Source organism: Kitasatospora viridis (genome assembly GCF_007829815.1).
Lineage (GTDB): Bacteria > Actinomycetota > Actinomycetes > Streptomycetales > Streptomycetaceae > Kitasatospora > Kitasatospora viridis.
Genome location: NZ_VIWT01000001.1, coordinates 2,874,613 through 2,897,792 on the forward strand (window position 1 = coordinate 2,874,613; position 23,180 = coordinate 2,897,792).

The following is a 23,180-nucleotide window of genomic DNA, read 5'->3' on the forward strand; positions in this document are numbered from 1 at the left end:
TGGCCCGGCGGCCGTTGACCCTGCCCCGGCCGCACTGCGGAGGCTGGACGCACCAACCCACCGGGAAACGGAGAACACCGTGAACACCACCACCCTGACCGACCTCGTCACCCGCTACCTGGCCGTCTGGGCCGAGCCGGACGCCGCCCGCCGGGCCGCCGCCGTCGCCGAACTCTGGGCCCCCGACGCGGTGCAGCTCACCGAGGAGGCCGAGTTCGCCGGCCACTCGGCGCTCACCGGGCGGGTCGCCGAGGCCCAGCATGCCTTCTGCGCCGAGCGCGGCTGGGCGGTGACCGCCGCCGACGACGCCCGCGCCCACCACGACTGCGCCGCCTTCACCATCCAGCTGGAGCAGGCCGGCGAGCGGCTCTGGGCCGCCCGGGTCTTCCTGCTGCTCGCCGAGGACGGCCGGATCCGCCGCGACCACCACCTGACGGTCCAGGACCTGCAGGTGGGTTGACGGTCCGTCAGCGTGCCGGCCGGAACACCCACAACCGCATCAGCGTGAACCGCGCCGCCGTCGCGCAGGCGTTGGCCACCACCAGGGTGGCCAGCTCGACGCCGTGCGAGGCGTGCGGCTCGGTCGCGGCGAGCAGCCCGATCGCCCCGCTGCTCAGCACCACGCCGATCACGAACGCGGCCCCGCCCTGGAGCTGGTGGCGCAGCGCGTCCTGCCCGCCGCGCACGCCGAAGGTGAAGCGGCGGTTGAGGGTGGTGCTGGCCACCGCGGTCACCGCCTGGGCCAGGAAGTTGGCGGCCAGCGCGGGCATCGCCCCGCGCAGCCAGAGGTAGAGCAGCAGGTAGGACACGGTGCCGACGAAGCCGATCACGGCGAAGCTGGCCAACTGCCGGACCAGGCCCCGCCCCGGCGCGCCGGGCCGCGGCCGGCCCGGCAGTGCGGGGCGGCGGCGGAACGAGGCCCGGGCCATCCGGGCCATCCCCCGCAGGTCGTCCAGCGCGGTGCGCAGCACGTCCACCCGGCTGTCCGGGTCGTCGACCCAGTCCACCGGCACCTCGTGGATCCGCAGCCCGGCCCGTTCGGCCAGCAGCAGCAGTTCGGTGTCGAAGAACCAGGCCTCGTCCTCGACCTCGGCCAGCAGCGGCCGGACCAGCTCGGTGCGGACCGCCTTGAACCCGCACTGGGCGTCGCTGAAGGAGGCCGCCATGGTGGTGCGCAGCAGGGCGTTGTAGCCGCGCGAGACCAGCTCGCGCTTGGCCCCGCGCACCACCGCCGAGCCGCGGTGCAGCCGGGTGCCGATCGCCAGGTCGCTGTGGCCGGTGAGCAGCGGGGCGACCAGCGGCAGGAAGGCGTCCAGGCCGGTGGAGAGGTCCACGTCCATGTAGGCCACCACGTCCGCCGAGCTCTCGCTCCAGACCCGGCGCAGCGCCCGGCCGCGGCCCTTGAGCTCCAGGTGCACCGCCGTCACCCCGGACAGCTCCTCGGCGAGCCCGCGGGCCACCTCCCAGGTGCGGTCGGTGCTGGCGTTGTCGGCGATGGTGATCCGGAACGGGTACGGGAAGGTCTGCTCCAGGTAGCCGTGCAGGCGGCGCACGCTGCGGGCCAGCACGCGCTCCTCGTTGTGGACCGGCACGACCACCTCGACCGTCTGAACGATCGTCAGACCGGTCGGGTCCAGGAGCAGCTCGGAGTCCGTCATGACTGGAGATTCACAGCGCCTGATGGGCCCGCCATGATGGGAAGCTGAGATGGGGCTGAGAAGCCACCGCAGCTGCCCACCGCGACCCTTGGAGATGGCATGGCCGGTACGGTAACTCAGTCCGAGGTGATCGTGGTAGGGGCCGGCCCCACCGGTCTGCTGCTGGCCGGCGACCTGGCCGCGGCCGGGGTCGCGGTGACCGTGCTGGAGCAGCGCAGCGAGGAGTCCAACCTGACCCGGGCCTTCGGGGTGCACGCCCGCACCCTGGAGCAGCTGGACGCCCGGGGCCTGGCCGACGAGCTGATCGCCACCGGCCGCACCATCGCCGGCCTGCGCGCCTTCGGCTCCTTGCAGGTGGACATGTCGGAGCTGCCCACCCGCTTCCCGTTCGTCCTGATCACCCCCCAGTCGAACACCGAACGGCTGCTCCACGAACGGGCCCTGAAGGCCGGCGCGGTGATCCGCCGGGGCCACCGGGTGACCGGCCTGCGGCAGGACGCGGACGGCGTGCTGCTCACCGTCGAGACCCCGGACGGCACCGCCGACCACCGGGCCGGCTACGTGGTCGGCACCGACGGCGTGCACAGCACGGTGCGCGAACTGGCCGGCATCCCGTTCCCCGGCGAGTCGGTGGTCTCCTCGATGGAGCTGGCCGACGTGCGCCTCGCGGACGAGCCCGCCGGGGCGATCAGCACCGGTGCCAGCGCCGACGGCTTCGCCCTGGTCGCCCCGTTCGGGGACGGCTGGTACCGGCTGATGGCCTGGGACCGCAACCGCCAACTCCCGGACGGCGAACCGGTGGAGATCGAGCAGCTGACCGAGACGGCGAGCCGCGCGCTCGGCACCGACCTGGGCGTGCGCGAGGTCCGCTGGGTCTCCCGGTTGCACTGCGACGAGCGGATCGCCCCGCGCTACCGGGCCGACCGGGTGCTGCTGGCCGGCGACGCCGCGCACTGCCACTCGCCGGCCGGCGGCATGGGCATGAACACCGGGCTGCAGGACGCGGCCAACCTGGGCTGGAAGCTCGCCTCGGTGGTCAACGGGCACAGCCCGGACAGCCTGCTGGACAGCTACCAGGACGAGCGGCACCCGGTCGGCAGGCAGGTGGTGCGCGCCTCCGGCGGGCTGATCCGGATGGCGCTCGCCCAGTCCAGCGGGCTGCGGGCGCTGCGCTCGGTGGTCGGCGGGCTGGGCGGGGTGGTCAACCCGCTGGCCGTCCGGGGCGCCCGCACCGTCTCCGGGATCGGCATCCAGTACCCGGCCGAGCGCGGCGCGCACCCGCTGGCCGGCAAGCGGGTGCCCGACCTGCGCCTGGCCCAGGACTCCCCGCAGGCCCCGGCCCGGCTCTACGAGGCGCTGCGGGCGGGCCGGTTCGTCCTGGTCAACGCCGACGAGCGGGGCCCGGGCACGGTCTTCACCGCCCAGCAGCCGGAGGTCACCGCGCCCTGGGAGGACCGGCTGGTGCACGCCGCCCCGGCCGACCGGCACGGCAAGCTGCGGGCCACCGTGCTGCTGGTCCGCCCCGACGGGTACGCCGCCTGGGCGGCGGCCGACCCGAGCCGGGCCGAGCTGCGCCGGGCGCTGGCCCACTGGCTGGGCGAAACTGACGCAGCGTGACCTGACCTTCGCTCAACGCGGCCGGCGGGTCCCGGACGCGACCCTGAACCTGATGGTTTCCTGATACCCGGCCCCGCTGCGCCGGCCGCTGCGCGACACCGTGATCGCCCTGCCGGCCGAGCCGCTGCGGCGCGCCTTCCGCCACCCGGAGCCGGCTGCGCGCACCGTCTCGCCGGCCGCCAACGCGCTGCGGCTGCGCGCCCAGTTGGTCTGCGCGCCGTCCCCGCGCGAGCTGGCGCACCAGCCCCGGCCGAACCCGGAGATCCGCAGCTACCCGGCCGGATTCCGGATCTCCCGGCTCGGCACCTTCCCCACCGCGGGGGCCGGCTGCCCGGTCGCCGCGGCAGCGGACGTGGACGAATGACCGGGGCCGCCGCGGCGACCCCGATTTGTCTGGACCATTTCCATACAGTGTATGGAAGTTGCTTCATTCCGTTGAATTGACGCACTTTCACACTTGACTGTTATTTGGTTTTTCATTGCCTGGACTTTGATCAATTCACAGGGAACTTCTGGAATGTTTCTGCGCAGCGTTTCGACCCCCACTCAGTTCGACTGCCCCGACTGCCCCGCCGGCTCTGCACGCCGGTCAGAGGAGGAGCCCCCGTGCGTCCCCGCCCGCTCGCGCTCGCAGCCGCCATAGCCCTGCTCCCGCTCTCGGTCGCCTCACTCGGCATCCAGAGCGCCCAGGCCGCCACCCCCAACGCCGCGACCCCGCGGGTGATCCTGTCGAACACCGTGACGCCCGCCGTCGCGCACTCGCAGAAGCAGGGCGACGTCCCCGCCGACCAGCAGCTCTCGGTCGCGGTCTCGCTCAAGCTGCGCAACGCCGCCGACCTGGACGCCTTCCTGGCGAAGGTCTCCGACCCCAAGTCGCCGCAGTACGGCCACTACCTGACCCCCCAGCAGTTCGCCGACCGGTACGCGCCCTCGCAGGCCGACACCGCCAAGGTGGTCGCCTACCTGACCTCGCACGGCCTGACCGCCTCGGTCAGCGCCAACCGCCAGGTGGTGGACGTCAAGGGCACCTCGGCGCAGATCTCCGCCGCCTTCGGCACCCACGAGAGCGCCTACTTCGACGCCTCGCAGCAGAAGAAGTTCTTCGCCAACGACGGCGCGGCCACCCTGCCGGCCGACGTCGCCGCCGTGGTCGCCGGCGTGGGCGGCCTCTCCGACCACACCGTGCGCACCCCGAGCCTGGCCAAGCCGAACGGCTCCACCCCGGCCGCCACCCCGAGCGGCGTCGGCCCGGGCCAGTACGACGGCGCCTACAACCTGGACAAGGTCGGCGGCAAGGGCTCCGGCGTCAAGGTCGCGCTCTGGGAGTTCGACGGCTACAGCGCCTCGAACCTCACCACCTACGACAAGCAGTACGGCCTGACCGGCCCGGCCGTCTCCACCGTCTCGGTGGACGGCGCCAACTACGACAGCAAGCCGGGCGACGGCCAGGGCGAGGTCGAGCTGGACTCGGAGATCGTGCGCGGCGTCGCCCCGCAGGCCACCCAGCTGGTCTACGAAGCCCCCAACAACGACCAGGGCGAGATCGACATGGCCGCCAAGATCGTGGCGGACGACCAGGTCTCGGTCATCTCGATCTCCTGGGGCTCCTGCGAGCCGGACACCACCACCTCGGTGATGACCGCGGTCGACAACTCCATGAAGCAGGCCGCCGCCGAGGGCATCTCGGCCTACTCGGCCTCCGGCGACGACGGCTCGCGCGACTGCACCCGCTCCACCAGCGGCGCCAACGTCAAGGCCGTGGACTACCCGGCCTCCGACCCGTACGTGACCGGCGTCGGCGGCACCAACCTCCAGGTCAACGGCAACTCCTACGGCTCGGAGAGCGCCTGGAGCACCGCCGGCGGCGGCGTCTCCACCCAGTTCGGCAAGCCGTCCTGGCAGACCGGCACCAACGTCACCGGCACCATGCGCACCGTGCCGGACGTCGCCTCCAACGCCGACCCGCAGAGCGGCTTCGCGATCTACACCCAGGGCACCTCCGGCCCGGGCTGGCAGGTCTACGGCGGCACCAGCGCGGCTGCCCCGCTCTGGTCCGGCTACACCGCGCTGTTCAACGAGAAGGCCAAGTCGGCCGGCAAGGCCAACCTCGGCCAGGCCAACCCGGCGCTCTACGCGGTGGCCAACTCCTCGGCCTACGGCAGCACCTTCCACGACGTCACCACCGGTTCCAACCAGGACTTCCCGGCCGGCGCCGGCTACGACCAGGTGACCGGCTGGGGCTCCCCGGTCGCGGACGCGCTGACCACCGCGCTGCTCGGCGGCGGCTCGGGCGGCAACACCGGCAACACCGTCACGGTGACCGGCCCCGGCAACCAGAGCGGCACCGTCGGCAGCGCCCTCTCGGTGCAGGTCAACGGCACCGACTCGGCCGCCGGCCAGACCCTGACCTACTCGGCCACCGGCCTGCCGGCCGGCCTGTCGATCAGCTCCTCGGGCCTGATCACCGGCACCCCGACCACCGCCGGCACCACCGACGTGACGGTCACCGCGACCGACTCGACCGGCGCCACCGGCTCCGCGGTGTTCACCTTCACCATCGCCGCGCAGTCCGCCTGCACCCCGGCCCAGCTGCTCGGCAACGGCGGCTTCGAGACCGGCGCCGCCGACCCGTGGACCACCAGCTCCGGCGTGGTCAACGGTGACACGACGTCCGAGCCCGCCCACTCCGGCAACTACGACGCCTGGCTGGACGGTTACAACTCGGCGCACACCGACACGCTCGCCCAGACCGTGACGATCCCGACCGGCTGCAAGGCCACCCTGTCCTTCTGGCTGCACATCGACACCAACCAGAACGACGGCACCGCGCACGACACCCTGGTGCTCGACGCCAACGGCACCCAGCTGAACACCTGGTCCAACCTGGACGCCGGCAACGGCTACACCCAGCGCACCGTCGACCTGTCGGCCTACGCCGGACAGACCGTCACCCTGACCTTCACCGGCACCGAGGACGGCACCGGCCAGACCAGCTTCGTCATCGACGACGCGAACCTGAACGTCGGCTGACAACGCCGAGTCATCGCCCGGTGGCCCGCCGACACCATTTCGGCGGCCCACCGGGGCACCACCAGGATCCCGCCGGGAACGGGTCACCCCCGTCCCCGGCGGGATTTGTTGCATTCATGTTTCACGGATTCGCAGATCCGCGACACGGCGTGAAAGTAATTTGTCGTGACCACTGTCATAGGGCACGACAGATGACGTAGCCTCTGGTGCCTGCGTAAGGTTCCTGCAGCTCGATGGTGTCCCCACAACACCATCGAGCCGGTCCCGCCGCGTTAAGTCTCGGGCAAAACGGGGCGGCTGGTGGGGAAGGTTATTCGCATGGGCTCGCAGTACCAGCAGAACGCCGGACACCTGCGCCTGGTCGCACACCGGTCACCCGTCCCGACCGTCTTCGACCCGGCCCCGCCCGGCCCGGCCACCCGGCTCCCTGCCACCCCCGCGCTCCCAGCGGGCTCCCAGGCAACCGCGGTCGCCCCGGTCACCGTGCCGAGCTGCCACGGCGGCTTCGCGCAGACCCTGCACGGCGCCATCGAGGCCAGCGGACTCAGCCTGGACCGGATCAGGACCGAACTCGCCCAACAGGGCGTCAGAGTCAGTGTCACCACGCTGAGTTACTGGCGGCGCGGGCGCAGCCAGCCCGAACGGGCCGCCTCGGTGCGCGCCGTCGCCCTGCTGGAGGACCTGCTCGGCCTGGAGGAGCGCTCGCTCTCCAGCCTGCTCGGCCCGCCCCGTCCGCGCGGCCGCTGGGTCTCCCAACACACCCCCGACAGCCTGCCGATCACCGAACTCTGGCCGGAGAACCAGCAGGTCGCCGAGGTCTTCCAGGAGCTCGACGCGCCGCCGATCGGCGAACTGGAGCGCCTGAGCATCCACGACGCCTACTACGTCGGCGCCGAGCGGCAGGGCCAACTGCTGCGCACCCGCCAGGTGGTGCGGGCCACCACCAACGGCGTCACCCGCTGCCTGGTGGTGCAGAAGTCCGACGAGGACGCGAACGGCTGCCCCGAGATCACCTCGGTGCGGCACGCCCGGCTCGGCCGGGTGCGGCGCAACCAGCAGACCGGACTGCTGGTCTCCGAACTGCTGCTGGACCGGCCGCTGGGCCTGGGCGACTCGGCGGTCTTCGAGTACGAGGTCGAACTCCCGCCGGCCGGCCCGACCACCCTGTACGCCCGGCGGTTCGCGGTGCCGGTGCGCGAGTTCGTGCTCCAGGTGCACTTCGACCCGGCCGCCCTGCCCGCGCACTGCGAGCGCTACGAGCGGGACGGCGGCGAGGAGCGGGACCGGCTGCGCGAACGGCTCTGGATCGGCGCCTCGGCCAGCGTGCACGCGCTCGCCACCGAGCAGCAGCCCGGGCAGACCGGCATCCGCTGGGAGTGGGACTGACACGCGCTGGTGCCTTCGTCCAAACGACTTGTCCAGGAGGCAAGACGCCTGGCCGCGTCCTCGCAGCTCCACCTAGTCTCGACGGCAACCCCACAGCACCCTCACCCGTGGAGTCGCCGTGCCCGAGACCGCCCACCGACCGCACCGCCCGCACCTCCCGCACCATCCGCTGAACGCCCTGCGCGCCGGCGCCTTCTCGATCGGCGCCCTCCTGCTGCTGGTCGGCCTCGGCGTGCTGCTCGGCGCGCCGCTGCTGATCCCGCCGCTGGCGGCCAGCGCGGCCCTGGTGCACGGCGCGCCCCGGCTGCCGATCTCCCAGCCGCGCAACGTGGTGGGCGGCCACCTGGTGAGCGCCGTCGTCGGCTTCGCCACCCTGGCGGTCACCGGCCGGACCATGTGGGGCGCGGCGGTGGCCGGCGGGATCGCCCTGATCACCATGATGATCGCCCGGCTGCCGCACTCCCCGGCCGCCGCCACCTCGGTGATCGTCGTCCTGCAGGGCGCCCACCTGCTGCCCTTCCTCCCCCTGCTGGCGCTGGCCACCGCGCTCCTGGTGCTGATCGGCTGGCTGGCCGGCCTGCTCGGCCCGACGGCGGTGCGCTACCCGGCCGCCTGGTAGGTCCGGCAGGTAGGGCAGGATCGACCCCACCTACGGACAGGGGGAGTGGTACGGGATGACTGACGACGTGACGGTGCGTCCGATCGGCCTGGTGGTCGGCGGCCGGGTGGCGGTCGAGGACGACGACTGGGGCCGCGAGCGGGCCGTGATCCGCCTCGACGGCGCGCAGTACACCGCCGAGGCGCTGCGCGGGCTGGACGCCTTCTCGCACCTGGAGGTGGTCTTCCACTTCCACAAGGTGGCCCCCGAGAAGATCGAGACCACCGCCCGGCGCCCGCGCGGCAACCCGGACTGGCCCGAGGTGGGCATCTTCGCCCAGCGCGGCAAGAACCGCCCCAACCGGATCGGCATCTCCCGCTGCCGGCTGATCGCCCTGGACGGCCTCGACCTGCACGTGGCCGGCCTGGACGCGGTGGACGGCACCCCGGTGCTCGACCTCAAGCCGTGGATGGCCGAGTTCGGCCCGCTGGAGCCGACCGTCCAGCCCGCGTGGGCCACCGAGCTGATGCAGGAGTACTACTGACCCCCGTGCGAGAGTGGCTGCCATGACCACGCACCAGGAGCCCGCCGCCGCGCTGCGGCACTGGCGGGCCGCCGCCACCGAGCCGGACAGCCTGCTGATCGACGGCTTCCACGCGCTCAAGCACACCCTGCGGTTCGGCGGCGAACTGCGCGCGGTGGTCACCAGCGACCCGGCCGGCCTGGCCGAACTGGCCGGCCGGCTGGCCCCGGACGTGGCCGAGCGGGTGCTCGCCGCCGCCGTCCCGGTGCCGGCCGCCGAGCTGCGCGCCCTAGTGCCCCGGCCGCACCCGACCGGGGTGGCCGCGCTGGCCGTCCGGCCGGACCGGCAGGGCCAGTTGGACCGGCTGCGGGCGCTGCCGCGGCCCGCGCCCGTGGTGGTGCTCGACAACCCGCGCAACCTCGGCAACGTCGGCGCGGTGGTCCGGCTGGCGGCCGGCTTCGGCGTCACCGGCGTGGTCACCACCGGCGACCTGGACCCCTGGCACCCGACCGTGGTGCGGGCCGGCGCCGGGCTGCACTACGCCACCGCCGTCGCCCGGCTGCCCGCCGACGGCCTGCCGCCCGGCCCGCGCTTCGTGCTGGACCCGGAGGGCGAGGACATCCGCTCGGTGCGGCTGCCGGACGACGCCCTGCTGGTCTTCGGCTCCGAGCGGCACGGCGTCTCGGCCGAGCTGCGGGCCAGCGCCGACGGCCTGCTGGCGATCCCGATGCGGCCGCAGGTCTCCAGCTTCAACCTGGCCACCTCGGTGGGCATGGGGCTGTTCCACTGGATGTCGCACACCGCGTCAGGAGACTGACGCCGACTCCGGCTGGCCCCGCTTCAGCGCCCGCTCCAGCTCGCCGAGCGCGGTGAGCAGCAGGCGGCTGCCGGAGCGCACCACGTCCTGCTGCTCGCTGCCCCGGTGGGTGTAGGCCAGCTCCGGGTCGGTGGCCGGCTGCTCGGACCGCTCCCAGTCCCGGTGCGCCGCCCGCAGCGCGGCGAAGTCCACCGGCGCACCGGTCAGCACCGCCGCCCCGGCCGCCGCGGTGGCCTCGGCCAGCCGCTCACCGAACTCCCGCGCGCCCGGCACCGGCTCGGCGTCCCCGGGCGGCAGGTGGGCCTCCATCAGCAGCCCGACCCGGGACAGGTAGCTCAACGCCTCCTGCGTCCGGGCCAGCTGCTTGCGGGTCAGCTGGGGGGAGTGGGTGGCCAGCCGGACCGGCTCGGCGGCGGCCCGCTCCCGGGCCTGCAGGAAGTCCGACCGGGCCTCCCGGGTGTCCAGCAGGGCGGTGCGCACGGTGTGCGGGTCGCGCCCGGCCGGATCGCCGTAGCCGGCCAGCACCGCCGCCGCGTACCGGCCCAGCGCGGCGATCCACTCGGCGGTGCGCTCCGGCAGCCGGGAGGTCTCCCAGGTCGGGAAGAGCGCGTAGGCGAGCAGCGCCACCGCGCCGCCGAGCAGTGTCATCAGCACCCGCTCCCAGGCGGTGTGCACCGCGCTGCCGGGCTGCAGGTCGAGCAGGAAGACCACGTAGGCCGAGATGCACGTGGTGGTCACCGCGTAACCGGTCTTCAGGGTCAGGTAGGCGCCGCCGATGCAGAGCACCGCGAGCGCGCAGGAGATCCACTGGCCGGGGCGGGCCAGCTCCACCACGGCGGTGGCCAGCACCACCCCGACCACGGTGCCGGCCACCCGGGCCACGCCCCGGCTGTAGGTCTGGCCGAAGTCCGGGCGGATCACCATCGCGGCCGTCATCGCCGCCCAGTAGCTGTGGTGCAGGCCGGTCAGCTTGGCCAGCAGGTAGGCGGTGGTGACCACGCCGGCCAGCCGCACCGCGTGGTGCAGCACCGGCGTGCCCAGGCTGACCTGCCGCCAGCCGGCCCGCACCGCCACCGGCACCATGCCGGCCAGCCCCGGCCGGTGCAGCACGCCGTCCGGGCCGGCCACCGGTCCGGCCAGCGGGGTCTCCCGGCCCTGCTCCAGCGCGCCGGCGGCCCGGCTGAGCTGGCTGGTGAGCCGGCGCGAGGCGCGCAGCGCGGGGCCGCGCAGCACCGGCGGCCCGGGCGGGGCGAGGGCGGCCGGGGTGGACTTCGGGTAGACCAGCGGCTCGCCGGAGCGGATCGCCCGGGCCAGCGCGTCCAGCAGCTGGGCCGCGCCGGCCAGCACCTCGCGGGCCCGGTCCCGCTCCGGGCCCTCGGGGGCGGCGCCGATCTCCGGGTCGGCGATCGCCGCCAGGGCCGGCCGGATCCGCTCGGCGATCGCCCGCAGGCCGTGCAGCTCGGGCGGGCGGCGGCGCTCCTGCCAGGCCGTCAGGGCGGCGGCGTGCCGGGCCAGCATCATCGCCTCGGGGTCGAAGGCGGCGTGCGGCTCGTGCCGCAGCCGGCGGGCGTAGTGCGCCAGCTCCGCGTAGGCGTCGGCCAGCGCGTCCCGCTGGGCGCCCCAGTTGCGGATCGGCAGCACGGTGATCACCAGCGCCTGCACCGCGCCGCCGATCGCGCAGAGCAGCGCGTGCGCCGCCGCGGTCGGCACGCTGACCGGCAGCTGCACCACGACCAGCATCACCGTGACGGTGTTGGCGGACACCACCCCGGCGCTCGGGCCGAGTGCCCAGGCCAGGCCCGCCGCGAACGACCAGGCGGCCAGCAGCAGCGGGAACATCCCCGGCACGCTGACCGCGAGGTAGCCGAGGAAGGTGCTGACGCCCAGTCCGATGCCGGCCGCCAGCGCCAGGGTGGGCCGCGGCCGGAAGCTGCGCTGGAAGGTCGCGGTGCCGGCGATGAAGGCGCCCATCGCGGCCGAGGTGGCCTCCCTGGGCCCGCCGATCGCCAGCACCGGGAAGACCACCAGGGCCACCGCCAGGGCGCCGCGGGCCGACCGCTTGGGATCGCTGAGCGCGCGTTCCCAGCTCAGCCCCGCCCGTCCGGTGTGACGAAGAGCTGCGAACCACGACATAACGGTCAGTCTAGGCGGGGCGCTCCGGCCCGATCGACCTGACGGACCGCCAACCACCCACCCTGACCAGCAGCGCACCGGGCAGGAACACCGCGTCCGCCGCGAGCATCGCCAGCGAGAAGAGCGGCAGCCCGAGCAGCACCGCGATCCCCACGTGCTCCAGCAGCATCACCACCAGCAGCGCGTTCTTCAACCGCCGGTTCGCGAGCGCGAACGGGAAGGCCACCTGGAGCAGCACGGTCCCGTAGGAGAGCAGCAGGACCACCAGCGAGCTCGCCGCCAGCAGGTGGGCCGGGCCCGGCCACGGCGTGAAGTAGTCCAGGTGCAGCGGGTACCAGAGCGCGGTGCCGTCCTGCCAGCGGCTGCCCTGCACCTTGTAGAGCCCGGCGGTGGCGTACACCAGCACCACCTGACCGGCGATCACCAGCATCGCGCAGTGGTGCACCATGCTGCCCAGCGCGTCCAGCACCGCGCGCGGCTCGCCGTCGGGCCACCGGCGGTCGACGGCCCACCAGGCCCCGGCCACCGCCCACAGGGTCCAGAGCAGCGCCGCCCAGCCCGGGCCGGACCAGCCCGGGTCCGACCAGGAGATCCGTCCCGCCGCCTCGGCCCCGGCCAGGGCCGCGCCGGCGAGCAGCCAGAGCAGCACCCCCGCCGCCCCGGCCCCGCCGCCCCGGGCCCGCCGCCGGGCGTCCAGCGACCAGACCTCGGCGCAGCGGGTGAAGGCCAGGTAGATCGCCATCAGGTGGACCAGGTTGTCGCCCCCGTCGCCGACCAGCACGCTGCGGTTCTGCACCGAGACCACGGCGACCAGGAAGAGCACCGAGCTGAACCTGGTCCGCCAGCCGAGCAGCATCAGCACCGCGGCGACCAGCACCAGCGCGTAGCAGCCCTCGAACCACCAGCGGCCGTCCTGCCAGCCGAGCACCGAGAAGGCGTGCGTCTGCTGCTGCAGCGACCGGGCCAGCGGCAGGCTCCAGGCCGCCCGGTCGCCGTACAGCTCGCGGCGGTTCGGCCACTCGCGCAGGAACTGCACCAGCACCACCAGGGCGAAGCCGATCCGCACCGCGGCCGCCTGGTGGCGGGCCCGCGGCGGGCCGCTGAAGGCGTTCGCGGCGGCCAGCACCGCCGCGCCGAGCTGTTCGACCGGGGTGGGCCGGGCGGCCGGCGCGGGCGGCGGCGCGGCGGCGCGGGCGGGCCCGGCCTGGCGCGGGATGCCGGACAGCAGCCCGGTGCCCTCCGCCGCCAGGTCGTGCTCCGCGCCGTGCTCCTGGTGGTTCGTCACAGGTCCTGCCAGTCGTAGGAGGTGACGGGCCACCAGGGCAGCTCGCGCAGCTGCGGCGGGTCGACGGAGCGGCCCGGGCCCCAGCTCGGCGGCGCGACCGGCGTGGTCCGGGCCCGCAGCTGGACCCCGGTCACCGGCTCGCCGCCCGCCACGTGCCCGAGCCGCTGCAGCGCGATCCGCTTCAGGTACTCGACGGCCAGCGAGCTGCGCTCCCCGGAGGTGGGCGCCTCCTGGCCGTCGTGGGTGCCGTCGTAGAAGTCCCAGGCGCGGCGCAGCAGGTTCTGGTCGGCGTGGCTGGGGAACGGGTTGTGCCGGATCGCGGCCACGTCCTGGGCCGTCAGGTCCACCCAGGAGCCGTCCCCGGCCGCGCTGCGCAGCCGGGCCTGCACGTCGGTGTTGACCTGCAACGGGTCGGGCGCGAAGAGCTTCCAGTTCTGCTCGAACTCCGGGTAGACCAGGCCGTCCAACTGGGACTGGTGGCTGGTGGAGAAGGAGTTCGGCGGGGCGTCGGCCAGCAGCAGCGCGCCGAGCAGCACCCCGGTCGCGGCCAGCAGCGCCACCCCGGCGCCGGTCAGCACCACCAGCGCGGGCAGCGACCAGCGGCGGCCCTCGGCGGGCTGCTGCGCCATCCGTCCTCCCCGTCCCGCGGCCGCTAGAGGACGAAGGCCTCGGCGCCCGAGCCGGAGACCAGCGGGCGGCCGGCCTGCTCCCAGGCGAACATCCCGCCGTCCACGTTGAACGCCTCCCGGCCGTTCGCCACCAGGTACTGCACCACCTGGGCGGAGCGGCCGCCGACCCGGCAGACCACGTACAGCGGCGCGTCCGGCAGCTCGTCCAGCCGGGCGGTGAACTGGCTCATCGGGATGTGCAGGGCGCCCGCGGCGTGCCCGGCGTCCCACTCGTCCTGCTCGCGCACGTCGATCAGCACCGCCTCGGCGGGCACCGTCTCGACCGGGGCGGTGGGGATCTGCTGGAACATGCTCGGGGTCTCCTGTCCGGGCTCGGGTCGTGGGGGCACAGCGGCCCCATTGTGCCTGCCGCGGCCGCCGTTCGGGGCCGGAGCACCGAGCAGCCCCTCCAGTTCGCGCTGCCGCTCGGCCGCACCGGCCAGCAGTTGGTCGGCCAACTCGGCCAGCAGCTGCTCCGGGTCCCCGGGGGCCATCACCAGCAGCGAGCCCATCGCGGTGGACTCCAGCCGGACCCGCTCGGCCGCCAGCTCGCCGATCCGCGCGGTCAGCCAGGCCAGCCGCTGGTGCAGCCACTCGCCGCGCTCCGGCGCGCCCGGCAGCGGGGCCGCCTCGGGGGCGGTGGACCACTCCTCGGCCAGTGCCCGCAGCGCCTCGGCGTCGCCGCGCCCGTAGGCCTCGTTGGCCCGGGCGATGAAGACGGAGCGGCGCTCCTGCTCGGCCGGGTCCTGGGCCAGGTCGGGGTGGGCGGCCCGGGCCAGCTCGCGGTAGAGCCGCTGGGCCTCCTTGCCGGGGCGCACCCGGCGCACCGGCTCGGGTTCGGCCGGAGCCCGCCGCTCGTCCGGCGACTGCCGCTCGGCCTGCCGGACGCTGTCGAAGAGCGCGTCCAGGTCGGGCAGTTCGGCCACCACCTGGCGGGCCTCGGCGGCCCGCCGCAGGTCCTCCGGGTCGCCGGTGCGCGCCGCCCGGGCCTCGGCGACCAGCGCCTCCAGCTCGTCCAGCCGCGCGTAGAGCGGGCCCAGGCGCTGGTGGTGGACCAGCGCGAAGTTGTCGATCTCCACCCGCAGCGTGGCCACGTCCACGTCCAGGGTCAGCCAGGCCAGCTCGGTGGCCGCGACCCTCTCCTCCAGCATCGCCGTCTCGGGGTCGAACCACGGCACCGGGGTCTGCACGTCGCCTCGCTCATCCACCCGGCGAGCCTACCCGGGCCGCGCCCGCCACCGGTCGGCGCGTTTTCCGGCGGCGAATTCCGGCCAGTAAACGATGGACAGGGCGTGCGGCACGGCGCACGCTGGGTGACACGCAACTGATACTGAGGAATCTGACGGTTTCGGTACCGGTCCCCGGTCCGTCCGTGCTTCGCTGGGAGCGGCAACAGCGAGACAGGCCTGAACAGCCGCGAAGATGGCGGCCCGAGCGCGGCCGGACAGGCGGGAGCGGTACCAGACCCATGGCGGACGACCCGAACTCCACAGCGGACACCACGAGCGAACTCCCCCGGGCCCTGGGCGCGTTGGCCTCGGCCCCGCGCGCCCAGGACGGCCCGGCCGACCCGGCCGGGCAGCAGCCGGCCGGCGTGGTGGCGATGGTGCGGCTGGCGGCCGTGCTGATCGACCCGGACGGCCGGATCGCGCTCTGGAGCCGGGCGGCCGAGGAGCTCTTCGGCCACCGCACCGAGGCGGTCCAGGGCCGGGCCGCCAGCGGGCTGCTGCCGGCCGTCGAGCCGCGGGTGCCGAGCGAGGCCCCGTCCCCGGCCGGGCGGCGCTGCGACGCCTTCGACACCCTGGACGACCTCACCGGGGCCGGCGCCTGGGCCGGCCTGATGCCGGTCACCGACCGGGAGGACCGCGGCCGCTCGGTGCTCTGGTGGGCCTACCCGCTGGTCGAGCCGGAGGGCCGCAGCCTGCTGGTGCTGGCCGCCGACGCCCGGCCGCTGCGGGCCCGCGGACCGCGGATCGCGATCGGCCGCCGGCTGCTGCCGTACGCGGCCGCCGAGGCCGGGCAGGGCGCCTTCCACTGGATCTCCGCCACCCTCGGCCCGATCACCCCCGGCGGCGCCGGCCCGCTGGCCCCGCTGCTGAACCGGCTGCCGGCCGGGCGGCAGAAGGTGCTGCTCCGTCAGGTGGCCGCCGCGGGGCTGCCGGCGCTCTGGGTGGACGCCGGCACCAAGCTGCCGGTGGTGCCCTACGAGCCGCCGACCGCCGGGGTGGCCGCGCTGGCCGCCGGGCTGGGCCGGCGCTACCCGACCGCCCAGCAGCGGGCCAGCGCCGAGCGCGGTTCGCCCCGCGCGGAGGCGCAGGGCGGCCCGCTGGGCCTGCGGGTGGTGCCGGAGCCCGAGGCGGCCGTCCGGCCCGAGCCGGCGGTGCCCGCGCCCCGGGCCGCCGTCCCGCAGGACGCCGGGATCCGGGGGAGGGCGGCCGAGCAGCTGACCCCGCTGCTGACGAACGGTCAGGCCGGCGAGCAGCTGACCCTGCTCAACGAGGTCGGCTCCAAGGTCGGCACCACCCTGGACCTGGACGCCACCGCCCGCGAGCTCTGCCAGGTGCTGGTCCCCCGGGTCGCCGACTTCGCCTGCGTGGACCTGCTGGACCGGCTGATCTCGGACGCCGAACTGCCCGAGGAGCGGCCGGACGACGACACCATGCTGCGCCGGGTGGCCCGCAGCTTCCACAACTCCCCGCAGCAGTGGAGCCACGTGCTGGACGAGGGCGCGCTGCTGGCGATGCCGCGCTCCACCCCGCCCGGCATGGCGCTGCAGAACAACCAGGCGGTGCTGGTGCCCACCGTCGGCGAGGACCTCGCGGTGGACTACGCGGCCTCGCTGGGCGGCGGGCCCGGCCTGGTGCCGGTGGTCTCCGGCCGCTCGATGCTGGTGCTGCCGCTCTCCGCGCGCGGCACCGTGCTGGGCATCCTGAAGCTGCTCCGGCTGCCCGACCGCGCGCCGTTCGACGAGTCGGAGGCGGCCACCCTGCTGGAGCTGGCCGCCCGGGCCGCGCTCTCGCTGGACAACGCCCGGCTGCACCGGGCCGAGTCCAAGGTCGCCACCACCCTGCAGCGCTCGATGATCCCGACCCGCCCGCCGCAGATCCCCGGCGTGCAGATCGCCCACCGCTACATGCCCGGCGACCGGCGGGCCGAGGTCGGCGGCGACTGGTTCGACGCGATCCAGCTGCCCGGCAGCCGGGTCGCCCTGGTGGTCGGCGACGTGATGGGCCACGGCCTGCACTCGGCCGCCGCGATGGGCCGCTACCGCACCGCGATGCAGACCCTGGCCGCGCTCGACCTGCCGCCGGGCCAGCTGCTGCGGCACCTGGACAACCTGGCCCAGAAGATCGGCGACGACCACCTGGCCACCTGCCTCTACGCCGTCTACGACCCGATCAACCGGACCTGCGACCTGGCCAGCGCCGGGCACGTGCCGCCGGTGCTGGTCCATCCGGACGGGCGCGGCGAGCTGCTGGAGATCCCGGCCGGCGCGCCGATCGGGGTCGGCGGGGTGCCGTTCGTGGCCAAGCGGATCGAGGTGACCGACGGCTCGATGCTGGTGATGTGCACCGACGGGCTGGTCGAGGTCCGCGGGGGCGACATAGGAGCCGGGCTGGCCGCGCTCTGCGGCAACCTGATCGACCCGCGCCGCACCCCGGACGAGGCCTGCGACACCGTGCTGGACCGCCTGCACTCGGAGGACCGCAAGGACGACGTGGCCCTGCTGGTGGCCCGGTTCGACGGGGTCGCGGAGACCGAGGTGGCCACCTGGACCCTGGCGGTGGACACCGCCGAGGTCGGCCGGGCCCGCGGGCTGGTCCGCGCGCAGCTGTCCGCCTGGGGGCTGGAGGCGCTCGGCGACACCACCGAGCTGCTGGTCAGCGAGCTGGTCACGAACGCCGTCCGGGTGGCCCGGGACTACGTGCAGCTGCAGCTGATCCGGGTGGACAAGCTGCTGGTCGAGGTGAGCGACGACAACCACAACCTGCCCTCGCTGGAGCCGGCCGAGTCGATGGACGAGAACGGCCGCGGGCTCAACCTGGTGAGCAAGCTGGCCGAGCGCTGGGGGACGGCCCGCAAGGCGGTCGGCAAGGTGGTCTGGTTCGAGCAGCCGCTGCCCCGCCAGCCCCGCCCCGCCCAGGACTGAGACCCGCAACGGCAGAGCGCGCCGCCCGACTCCGGGCGGCGCGCTCTGCCGTTGCGACGCTGCGTCAGGCGGTGCGCTGGCCGGCGAACAGCCTGGCCGCACCGACCCCGTTCAGCACCCGCGGCCAGTAGCTGCCGAAGACCTCGGCGGTGGCGGCCAGCAGCACGGCGGTGGTGATCGCCACCAGGTGCTCCATGCCGGCCAGGTTCGGTATCGCGATCACCTCGGCGACCATCACCACCACCACACCGGTGCCGGTGGCCCAGGCCCGGGTCTTCCAGGCCACGCAGACCGCCAGCGCCACCACGGCGGCCGACGGACCGGTGTCCCGCAGGTGGGCGACCGAGGACGGGAAGCCGAACAGGTGCTCCGGACCGATCCGCACCCCTATCCGGGCGAACAGCGTGCCGGCCAGCGTGCAGGCGTAGGCGATCACCACGGTGGCCCGGCGGCCCAGCACGATCTCGGCGATCCCGAAGACCAGCAGCACCTGGGCCAGCGCCCCCCAGACCGGCAGGTCGAGCGCGGGCACGAACAGCGAGAACGGCGTGCGCAGCAGCGACACGTCCAACGGCTGCGCGGCCTTCACCACGCCGACCCGCTCGACGAGCTGCTCACCGTGCGGCAGGTGCTGCACGATGCTGAAGGCCAGGATCAACAACGTGGCACCGGTGGCCATCGGTACGGCCGCGAACTTCTTGGTCCGCAGCCGTTCCCACACCGTGCCGAACAGGGTTCCCCACTCGGCGACGGCGAACCGCTGGACCACTGCCAGCCGCCCCCGTCGCGCGTCCCCCGCGTGGGTCTTCTGATTCACGACAGCCTCTCTCGTCCGTCTTCGCAATTGCGTCGATCACGGTCCGTTCCCGGGCCCCGAACCCGGTTCGCTTCACTCTCCAGCCTAGGCAGTTGCAACAACCGGCGACTCGCTCTCGATACCGATATTCCCGTCATCCTCGAGAGGGAGTCGTCACATTCGAAACCCCGTCGGTTGCCCGGGATTCGGTAGGGGCAAACCCCGATTCACCCCGTACGGGTCCCCCAGGTCCCTCCGCCCCCCGGCGGAGGGCTACCCCTGCCCGCCGCCTTCCGCCGTGGGCGCCGACGGCTCCGCGGTGAGCGGGCGCCGGTGCCGGCGACGGAAGAGTGACGGGAGGCTCGGTGCGGTGATGAAGCCCTCCGCACGGGCATTGGCGATGCCGATCCTGGGCAGTTCGCTGCTCTTCTCGAAGAGCAGGTAGCGGGGCTCCCAGATCGGCCGGTACTTCGCGTTGGCCCGGTACAGCGATTCGATCTGCCACCAGCGGGAGAAGAAGCCGAGCACCGAGCGCCAAAGCCGCAGCACCGGACCGGCGCCCAGCTTGGAGCCGCGCTCGAAGACCGAGCGGAACATCGCGAAGTTCAGCGAAACCCGCTCCAGCTGCAGTTCCTTGCCGCCCTTCTCCAGCAGTTCGATCACCATGAACTCGACCAGCCCGTTCTCGGACTCCCGGTCACGGCGCATCAGGTCCAGTGAGAGGCCCTTCTCGCCCCACGGCACGAAGCTCAGCAGGGCCCGCAGCCGGCCCTCGCCGTCGTGGCACTCCAGCATCACGCAGCGCCCGTCGGCCACGTCGCCGAGCCGGCCCAGCGCCATCGAGAAGCCGCGCTCGGTCTGGCCGTCCCGCCAGTGGTCGGCGGCGTCCAGCAGGGCGAACATCTCGGCCTCGGGGATGTCCTCGTGCCGACGGATCCGGACGGTGTAGCCGGCCCGCTTGACCCGGTTGTAGGCCTGCCGGACCACCCGCATGGCCCGGCCCTCCAGGGAGAACTCGTCCAGCTCGACGATCGCCTCGTCGCCCAGCTCCAGCGCGTCCAGCCCGTGCCGGGCGTAGATCACCCCGGCCTCCTCGGAGGCGCCGGTGACGGCGGGCGCCCAGGCGTGCTCGCGGGCCTCGGCCAGCCAGAGCTCGATCGCGCCGGGCCAGGCCTCCGGGTCGCCGATCGGATCGCCGGAGGCCAGCGAGACCCCGCCGACCACCCGGTAGGTGACGGCCGCCTTGCCGGTGGGCGAGAAGATCACCGCCTTGTCCCGGCGGGTGGCGAAGTAGCCCAGCGAGTCCCGCTCGCCCTGCCGGTCCAGCAGCTCGCGCAGCTTGGCCTCGTCCTCGCGGGTGAGCAGCTCCTTGCCGCGCGGGCTGCGGAAGGCCACGTAGAGCACCAGCAGGAAGAGCACCGCGCCCATCGCGTTGATGAAGGCGTTCACCCAGTTCGGGACGTTGATCACGTCCAGCACCCGGTCCGAGGGGGTGACCGTGATCATCCGGAAGATCGCGTACCGGAACCGGTCGCCGAAGCCCGAGCCGGTCAGGGTGTTGTTGACGTCGACCAGCACCTCGCCGATCAGGCCGCCGACCAGCAGGCCGCCGAGGAAGGTGGCCACCGCCATCCGCGGGTTGGACCGGTCGCCCTTGGAGGTGAACTCCTTGCGGCCGACCACCAGGCAGAGCATGAACAGGCCGGTCAGCACGGTGGAGAAGTAGTTGAACGGGTGGCTGTCGTAGTGGTCCTGGCCGGGCACCAGCAGGGCCAGCAGGTAGAGCAGGAAGGTCAGGCCGCCGAGCCCGAAGTTGAAGATCCAGGCGGCCCGCTTGCGCCGCCGCATCGCCACCGCGAGGAAGAGCGAGAGCACCGCCGTGGCCAGGCCGGCCGTCATCAGGTAGGGCGTGAAGTACTGGCCCTCGGAGTGGGTGCGCACCGTGTTGCGGAACGGCACGGCGACCACCGCCAGCAGGTTGAGCAGCGCGATCAGCCGCAGGTACCAGACCGTCCCGGCGGCGGCCACGGGCCGTATCCGGGCGAGCGGGGAGCGGCGGGGCGCATCCGGGACCGACGGCGGCTGCTTGCTGGTGGAGGACACGGGTTCAATTCCAAACGATCAGGTCGGGGCGCGCATCCGCACCTGGTGGCGCGTCATCCATCGTGGCTCACACGGGAACCGGTGCGCGTGATGCGGGCAGTGGATTCGGCCCCCGCCGATCGGCGGGGGTGGCAACCGTCCGAAGCCCTACGCTCGTCCCGTGCACGGAGACGAGGAGGAGCCGGCGTGGAACCGATCCGAGTGCTGATCGTGGATGACGAGCTGTTGGTCCGCTCCGGCCTGGGGATGATCATCGGATCGGCCCCCGACCTGCGGCTGGTCGGCGCCTGCTCCGGCGGCGAGGCGGAGGAGCAGACCAGGCGGCTGCGGCCGCACGTGGTGCTGCTCGACGTCCGGATGCCCGACCTGGACGGGCTCTCGGTGCTCCGGCTGCTGCGGGCGCTGCCCGACCCGCCGGCCGTCTCGATGCTCACCACCTTCGACACCGACGAGTACATCGGCACCGCGCTGCGCGGCGGCGCCGCCGGGTTCCTGCTCAAGGACACCGCGCCGGACCAGCTGGTCCACGCGGTCCGGGTGCTGGCCGGCGGCGGCTCGATGCTCTCGCCCGCGGTCACCAGAACCGTGATCGGCGGCTACGTCGAGGGCGGCGGGCCGGACGCCGACGCGCTCGCCCTGGTCCGCACCCTGACCGGGCGGGAGCTGGACGTGCTGGCGCTGCTCGGCGAGGGCCTGGCCAACGCGGAGATCGCCGACCGGCTCTTCCTCGGCACCGGCACGGTCAAGGACCACATCAGCGCGATCCTCGGCAAGCTCCGCGCGGCCAACCGGGTCCAGGCCGCGGTGATCGCGCACCGCGCCGGGCTGGTCCGGCCCCCGCAGCGGTGAGCGCGCGCCCGCCCGCCGCCGGGTCCGCCCGGCGGCCCGCCCGCGCCGGCCACTGGGCGGCGCTGCTGCTCCCGGTGGCGACGGCGCTGCTGGAGGGCTGGCTGCTGGACCACAACACGGTCTGGTGGAAGACCTGGCTGAACTGCGCGGGCGCCGCGGGGCTGCTGCTGCGCACCAGGTGGCCGCTGGTCTCGATGGCGCTGGCCCTGCCGGGCACCTTCTACACGGACAGCTGGATCGCCTCCGGGACGGCGCTCTACTCGGTCGCCGCGCAGCGCCGGCGGCCCGCCGCCGCGGTGGTCTGCGGTGCGGCCTTCGCGCTCGCCGACTACTTCACCTGGTCCGAGTCCGGACCCAGCTCCGGGATCGACCCGTTCTCGCTCACCCAGTCCAACGGGCTGGCGATGATGCAGTCGCTGCTGCTCGGCACCGCGCCGGTGGCGGTCGGCTGGCTGGCCCGCACCCGCCGGGAGCTGACGGTCCGACTGGCCGAGCTGACCCGGGGCCAGCAGCGCGAGGCCCGGCTGCTGGCCGAGCGGGTGCTGGCCACCGAGCGGGCCAGGCTGGCCCGGGAGATGCACGACGTGGTCTCGCACCAGGTCAGCCTGATCAGCGTGCAGGCCGGCGGACTGCAGGTGTCCACCACCGATCCGGCGGCCGAGCGGACCGCGCGGACCATCCGGGAGCTCTCGGTGCGGACCCTGCAGGAGCTGCGGCAGATGGTCGGGGTGCTGCGGGCGGCCGGCCCCGCCGTGCCGGACGGCTCGCCGCCCCCGCCGCAGCCCCGGCTGGCCGACCTGCCCCGGCTGATCGAGGACAGCGGGCTGTGCACCGAGGTGGAACTGCCGCCGGGCGGGCAGGAGTGGCCGGAGCCGGTGCAGCGGGCCGCCTACCGGACGGTGCAGGAGGCGCTCACCAACATCAGCAAGCACGCGCCGGGGGCGCGGGTGCGGGTGACGGTGCGTGACGAGGGGGAGCGGCTGCTGGTCGAGGTGCGCAACGGGCCGGCCCCGGCCTCGGTGCCCGCCCCGGGGCTGCCGGGCGGCGGCCACGGGCTGGTCGGGCTTCGCGAGCGCGCCCAACTGCTCGGCGGCACGCTGACCGCCGGGCCGACCCTGGACGCGGGGTTCACCGTCCGTGCCGAGCTCCCGGCTGGGCCGTGCGGGTGACTTGGCGGCACTAGCGGGTGGTGCAACCGGCGAAATCGGATGCAAAGACGAAGAGTGACCAGTGGAACACTTTCGGCCAACGACGGTCGCAGGTGGTCCTCGTGTGAACTCGTTCGATCCCGCAAGGAATTGGAGAACCCCATGAAGGACTTCCGCAGGGCCCTGGTGCTGACCTGCGCCGCAGGCGCGCTCGTGCTGGGCGGCGCCGGCGCCGCCGCGGCCGATGCGAACGCCACGGGTGTCGCGATCGGCTCGCCCGGCGTGCTGTCCGGCAACGTCATCCAGATCCCGATCCACATCCCGATCAACATCTGCGGGAACTCGATCGGCGTGGTCAGCATCGCGAACCCGGCCTTCGGCAACACCTGCATCAACGCCTGATCCCGGGCGTCCCGGCC

Annotated in this window: 19 protein-coding genes; 12 read left to right on the forward strand and 7 right to left on the reverse strand. The window is 74.1% G+C overall.

All coding sequences use genetic code 11. The features are described 5' to 3' along the window. Nucleotides 1-79: 79 nt before the first annotated feature. Entirely contained in the window at nucleotides 80-460 is a 381-nt protein-coding gene (locus FHX73_RS47165; protein WP_145905132.1) for a nuclear transport factor 2 family protein, read from the forward strand. A gap of 7 nt (nucleotides 461-467) precedes the next feature. Here FHX73_RS47165 and FHX73_RS12815 read toward each other — a convergent pair whose 3' ends face one another. Further along, on the reverse strand, nucleotides 468-1,658 hold the full coding sequence (locus FHX73_RS12815) for a bifunctional glycosyltransferase family 2/GtrA family protein (RefSeq protein ID WP_145905133.1): 1,191 nt from the start codon (nucleotides 1,656-1,658) through the stop codon (nucleotides 468-470). A 99-nt stretch (nucleotides 1,659-1,757) separates the two neighbouring features. Here FHX73_RS12815 and FHX73_RS12820 point away from each other — a divergent pair, with 99 nt between their 5' ends. From FHX73_RS12820 to FHX73_RS12850, 7 genes are all read left to right on the forward strand, one after another. Beyond that, nucleotides 1,758-3,275, forward strand: coding sequence for an FAD-dependent monooxygenase (locus FHX73_RS12820; protein ID WP_145905134.1), 1,518 nt, complete (start codon nucleotides 1,758-1,760; stop codon nucleotides 3,273-3,275). Nucleotides 3,276-3,375: 100 nt separating this feature from the next. Next, nucleotides 3,376-3,639, forward strand: coding sequence for a hypothetical protein (locus tag FHX73_RS12825; RefSeq protein WP_145905135.1), 264 nt, complete (start codon nucleotides 3,376-3,378; stop codon nucleotides 3,637-3,639). 242 nt (nucleotides 3,640-3,881) lie between these two features. After that, nucleotides 3,882-6,305, forward strand: coding sequence for a protease pro-enzyme activation domain-containing protein (locus FHX73_RS12830; RefSeq protein WP_170304903.1), 2,424 nt, complete (start codon nucleotides 3,882-3,884; stop codon nucleotides 6,303-6,305). Nucleotides 6,306-6,623: 318 nt separating this feature from the next. Then, nucleotides 6,624-7,691: a hypothetical protein gene (locus tag FHX73_RS12835; protein WP_145905137.1), complete on the forward strand. Its 1,068-nt coding sequence runs from the start codon at nucleotides 6,624-6,626 to the stop codon at nucleotides 7,689-7,691. Between the two features lie 118 nt (nucleotides 7,692-7,809). Next, nucleotides 7,810-8,310: an HPP family protein gene (locus FHX73_RS12840; RefSeq protein WP_246213493.1), complete on the forward strand. Its 501-nt coding sequence runs from the start codon at nucleotides 7,810-7,812 to the stop codon at nucleotides 8,308-8,310. Between the two features lie 55 nt (nucleotides 8,311-8,365). Continuing rightward, nucleotides 8,366-8,833, forward strand: a complete 468-nt coding sequence (locus FHX73_RS12845; protein WP_145905138.1) for an SAM-dependent methyltransferase — start codon at nucleotides 8,366-8,368, stop codon at nucleotides 8,831-8,833. 22 nt (nucleotides 8,834-8,855) lie between these two features. Continuing rightward, complete coding sequence (locus FHX73_RS12850; RefSeq protein WP_145905139.1) at nucleotides 8,856-9,629, forward strand: TrmH family RNA methyltransferase; 774 nt, start codon at nucleotides 8,856-8,858, stop codon at nucleotides 9,627-9,629. Here FHX73_RS12850 and FHX73_RS12855 read toward each other — a convergent pair. From FHX73_RS12855 to FHX73_RS45580, 4 genes are read right to left on the reverse strand one after another with little or no spacing between them, the layout of a single operon-like run. Further along, nucleotides 9,618-11,762 carry an FUSC family protein gene (locus FHX73_RS12855; protein ID WP_145905140.1) on the reverse strand — a complete coding sequence of 715 codons (2,145 nt, stop codon included), beginning with the start codon at nucleotides 11,760-11,762 and terminating at the stop codon, nucleotides 9,618-9,620. The genes FHX73_RS12850 and FHX73_RS12855 overlap by 12 nt on opposite strands. Nucleotides 11,763-11,772: 10 nt before the next feature. Continuing rightward, on the reverse strand, nucleotides 11,773-13,047 hold the full coding sequence (locus FHX73_RS12860) for an HTTM domain-containing protein (protein WP_246213494.1): 1,275 nt from the start codon (nucleotides 13,045-13,047) through the stop codon (nucleotides 11,773-11,775). Beyond that, nucleotides 13,044-13,676, reverse strand: a complete 633-nt coding sequence (locus FHX73_RS12865; RefSeq protein WP_145905141.1) for a DUF5819 family protein — start codon at nucleotides 13,674-13,676, stop codon at nucleotides 13,044-13,046. The genes FHX73_RS12860 and FHX73_RS12865 overlap by 4 nt, the downstream gene beginning before the upstream one ends. Before the next feature lie 23 nt (nucleotides 13,677-13,699). Further along, nucleotides 13,700-14,923 carry a rhodanese-like domain-containing protein gene (locus FHX73_RS45580; RefSeq protein ID WP_145905142.1) on the reverse strand — a complete coding sequence of 408 codons (1,224 nt, stop codon included), beginning with the start codon at nucleotides 14,921-14,923 and terminating at the stop codon, nucleotides 13,700-13,702. A gap of 260 nt (nucleotides 14,924-15,183) precedes the next feature. On the opposite strand from FHX73_RS45580, the gene FHX73_RS12875 reads away from it, so the two are divergent. Then, nucleotides 15,184-17,865: an ATP-binding SpoIIE family protein phosphatase gene (locus FHX73_RS12875; protein ID WP_145905143.1), complete on the forward strand. Its 2,682-nt coding sequence runs from the start codon at nucleotides 15,184-15,186 to the stop codon at nucleotides 17,863-17,865. Nucleotides 17,866-17,929: 64 nt separating this feature from the next. Here FHX73_RS12875 and FHX73_RS44630 read toward each other — a convergent pair whose 3' ends face one another. After that, entirely contained in the window at nucleotides 17,930-18,682 is a 753-nt protein-coding gene (locus tag FHX73_RS44630) for a hypothetical protein (RefSeq protein ID WP_170304904.1), read from the reverse strand. 252 nt (nucleotides 18,683-18,934) lie between these two features. Continuing rightward, on the reverse strand, nucleotides 18,935-20,764 hold the full coding sequence (locus FHX73_RS12885; RefSeq protein ID WP_211786185.1) for a phosphatidylglycerol lysyltransferase domain-containing protein: 1,830 nt from the start codon (nucleotides 20,762-20,764) through the stop codon (nucleotides 18,935-18,937). Between the two features lie 186 nt (nucleotides 20,765-20,950). On the opposite strand from FHX73_RS12885, the gene FHX73_RS12890 reads away from it, so the two are divergent. The 3 genes from FHX73_RS12890 (at nucleotide 20,951) to FHX73_RS12900 (ending at nucleotide 23,163) form a co-directional block, all read left to right on the forward strand. Beyond that, nucleotides 20,951-21,613, forward strand: coding sequence for a response regulator (locus FHX73_RS12890; RefSeq protein WP_425461378.1), 663 nt, complete (start codon nucleotides 20,951-20,953; stop codon nucleotides 21,611-21,613). Further along, nucleotides 21,610-22,782, forward strand: a complete 1,173-nt coding sequence (locus FHX73_RS12895) for a sensor histidine kinase (protein WP_246213495.1) — start codon at nucleotides 21,610-21,612, stop codon at nucleotides 22,780-22,782. The genes FHX73_RS12890 and FHX73_RS12895 overlap by 4 nt, the downstream gene beginning before the upstream one ends. Nucleotides 22,783-22,923: 141 nt before the next feature. Beyond that, nucleotides 22,924-23,163 carry a chaplin gene (locus tag FHX73_RS12900; RefSeq protein ID WP_145905146.1) on the forward strand — a complete coding sequence of 80 codons (240 nt, stop codon included), beginning with the start codon at nucleotides 22,924-22,926 and terminating at the stop codon, nucleotides 23,161-23,163. The last annotated feature ends 17 nt before the right edge of the window (nucleotides 23,164-23,180 follow it).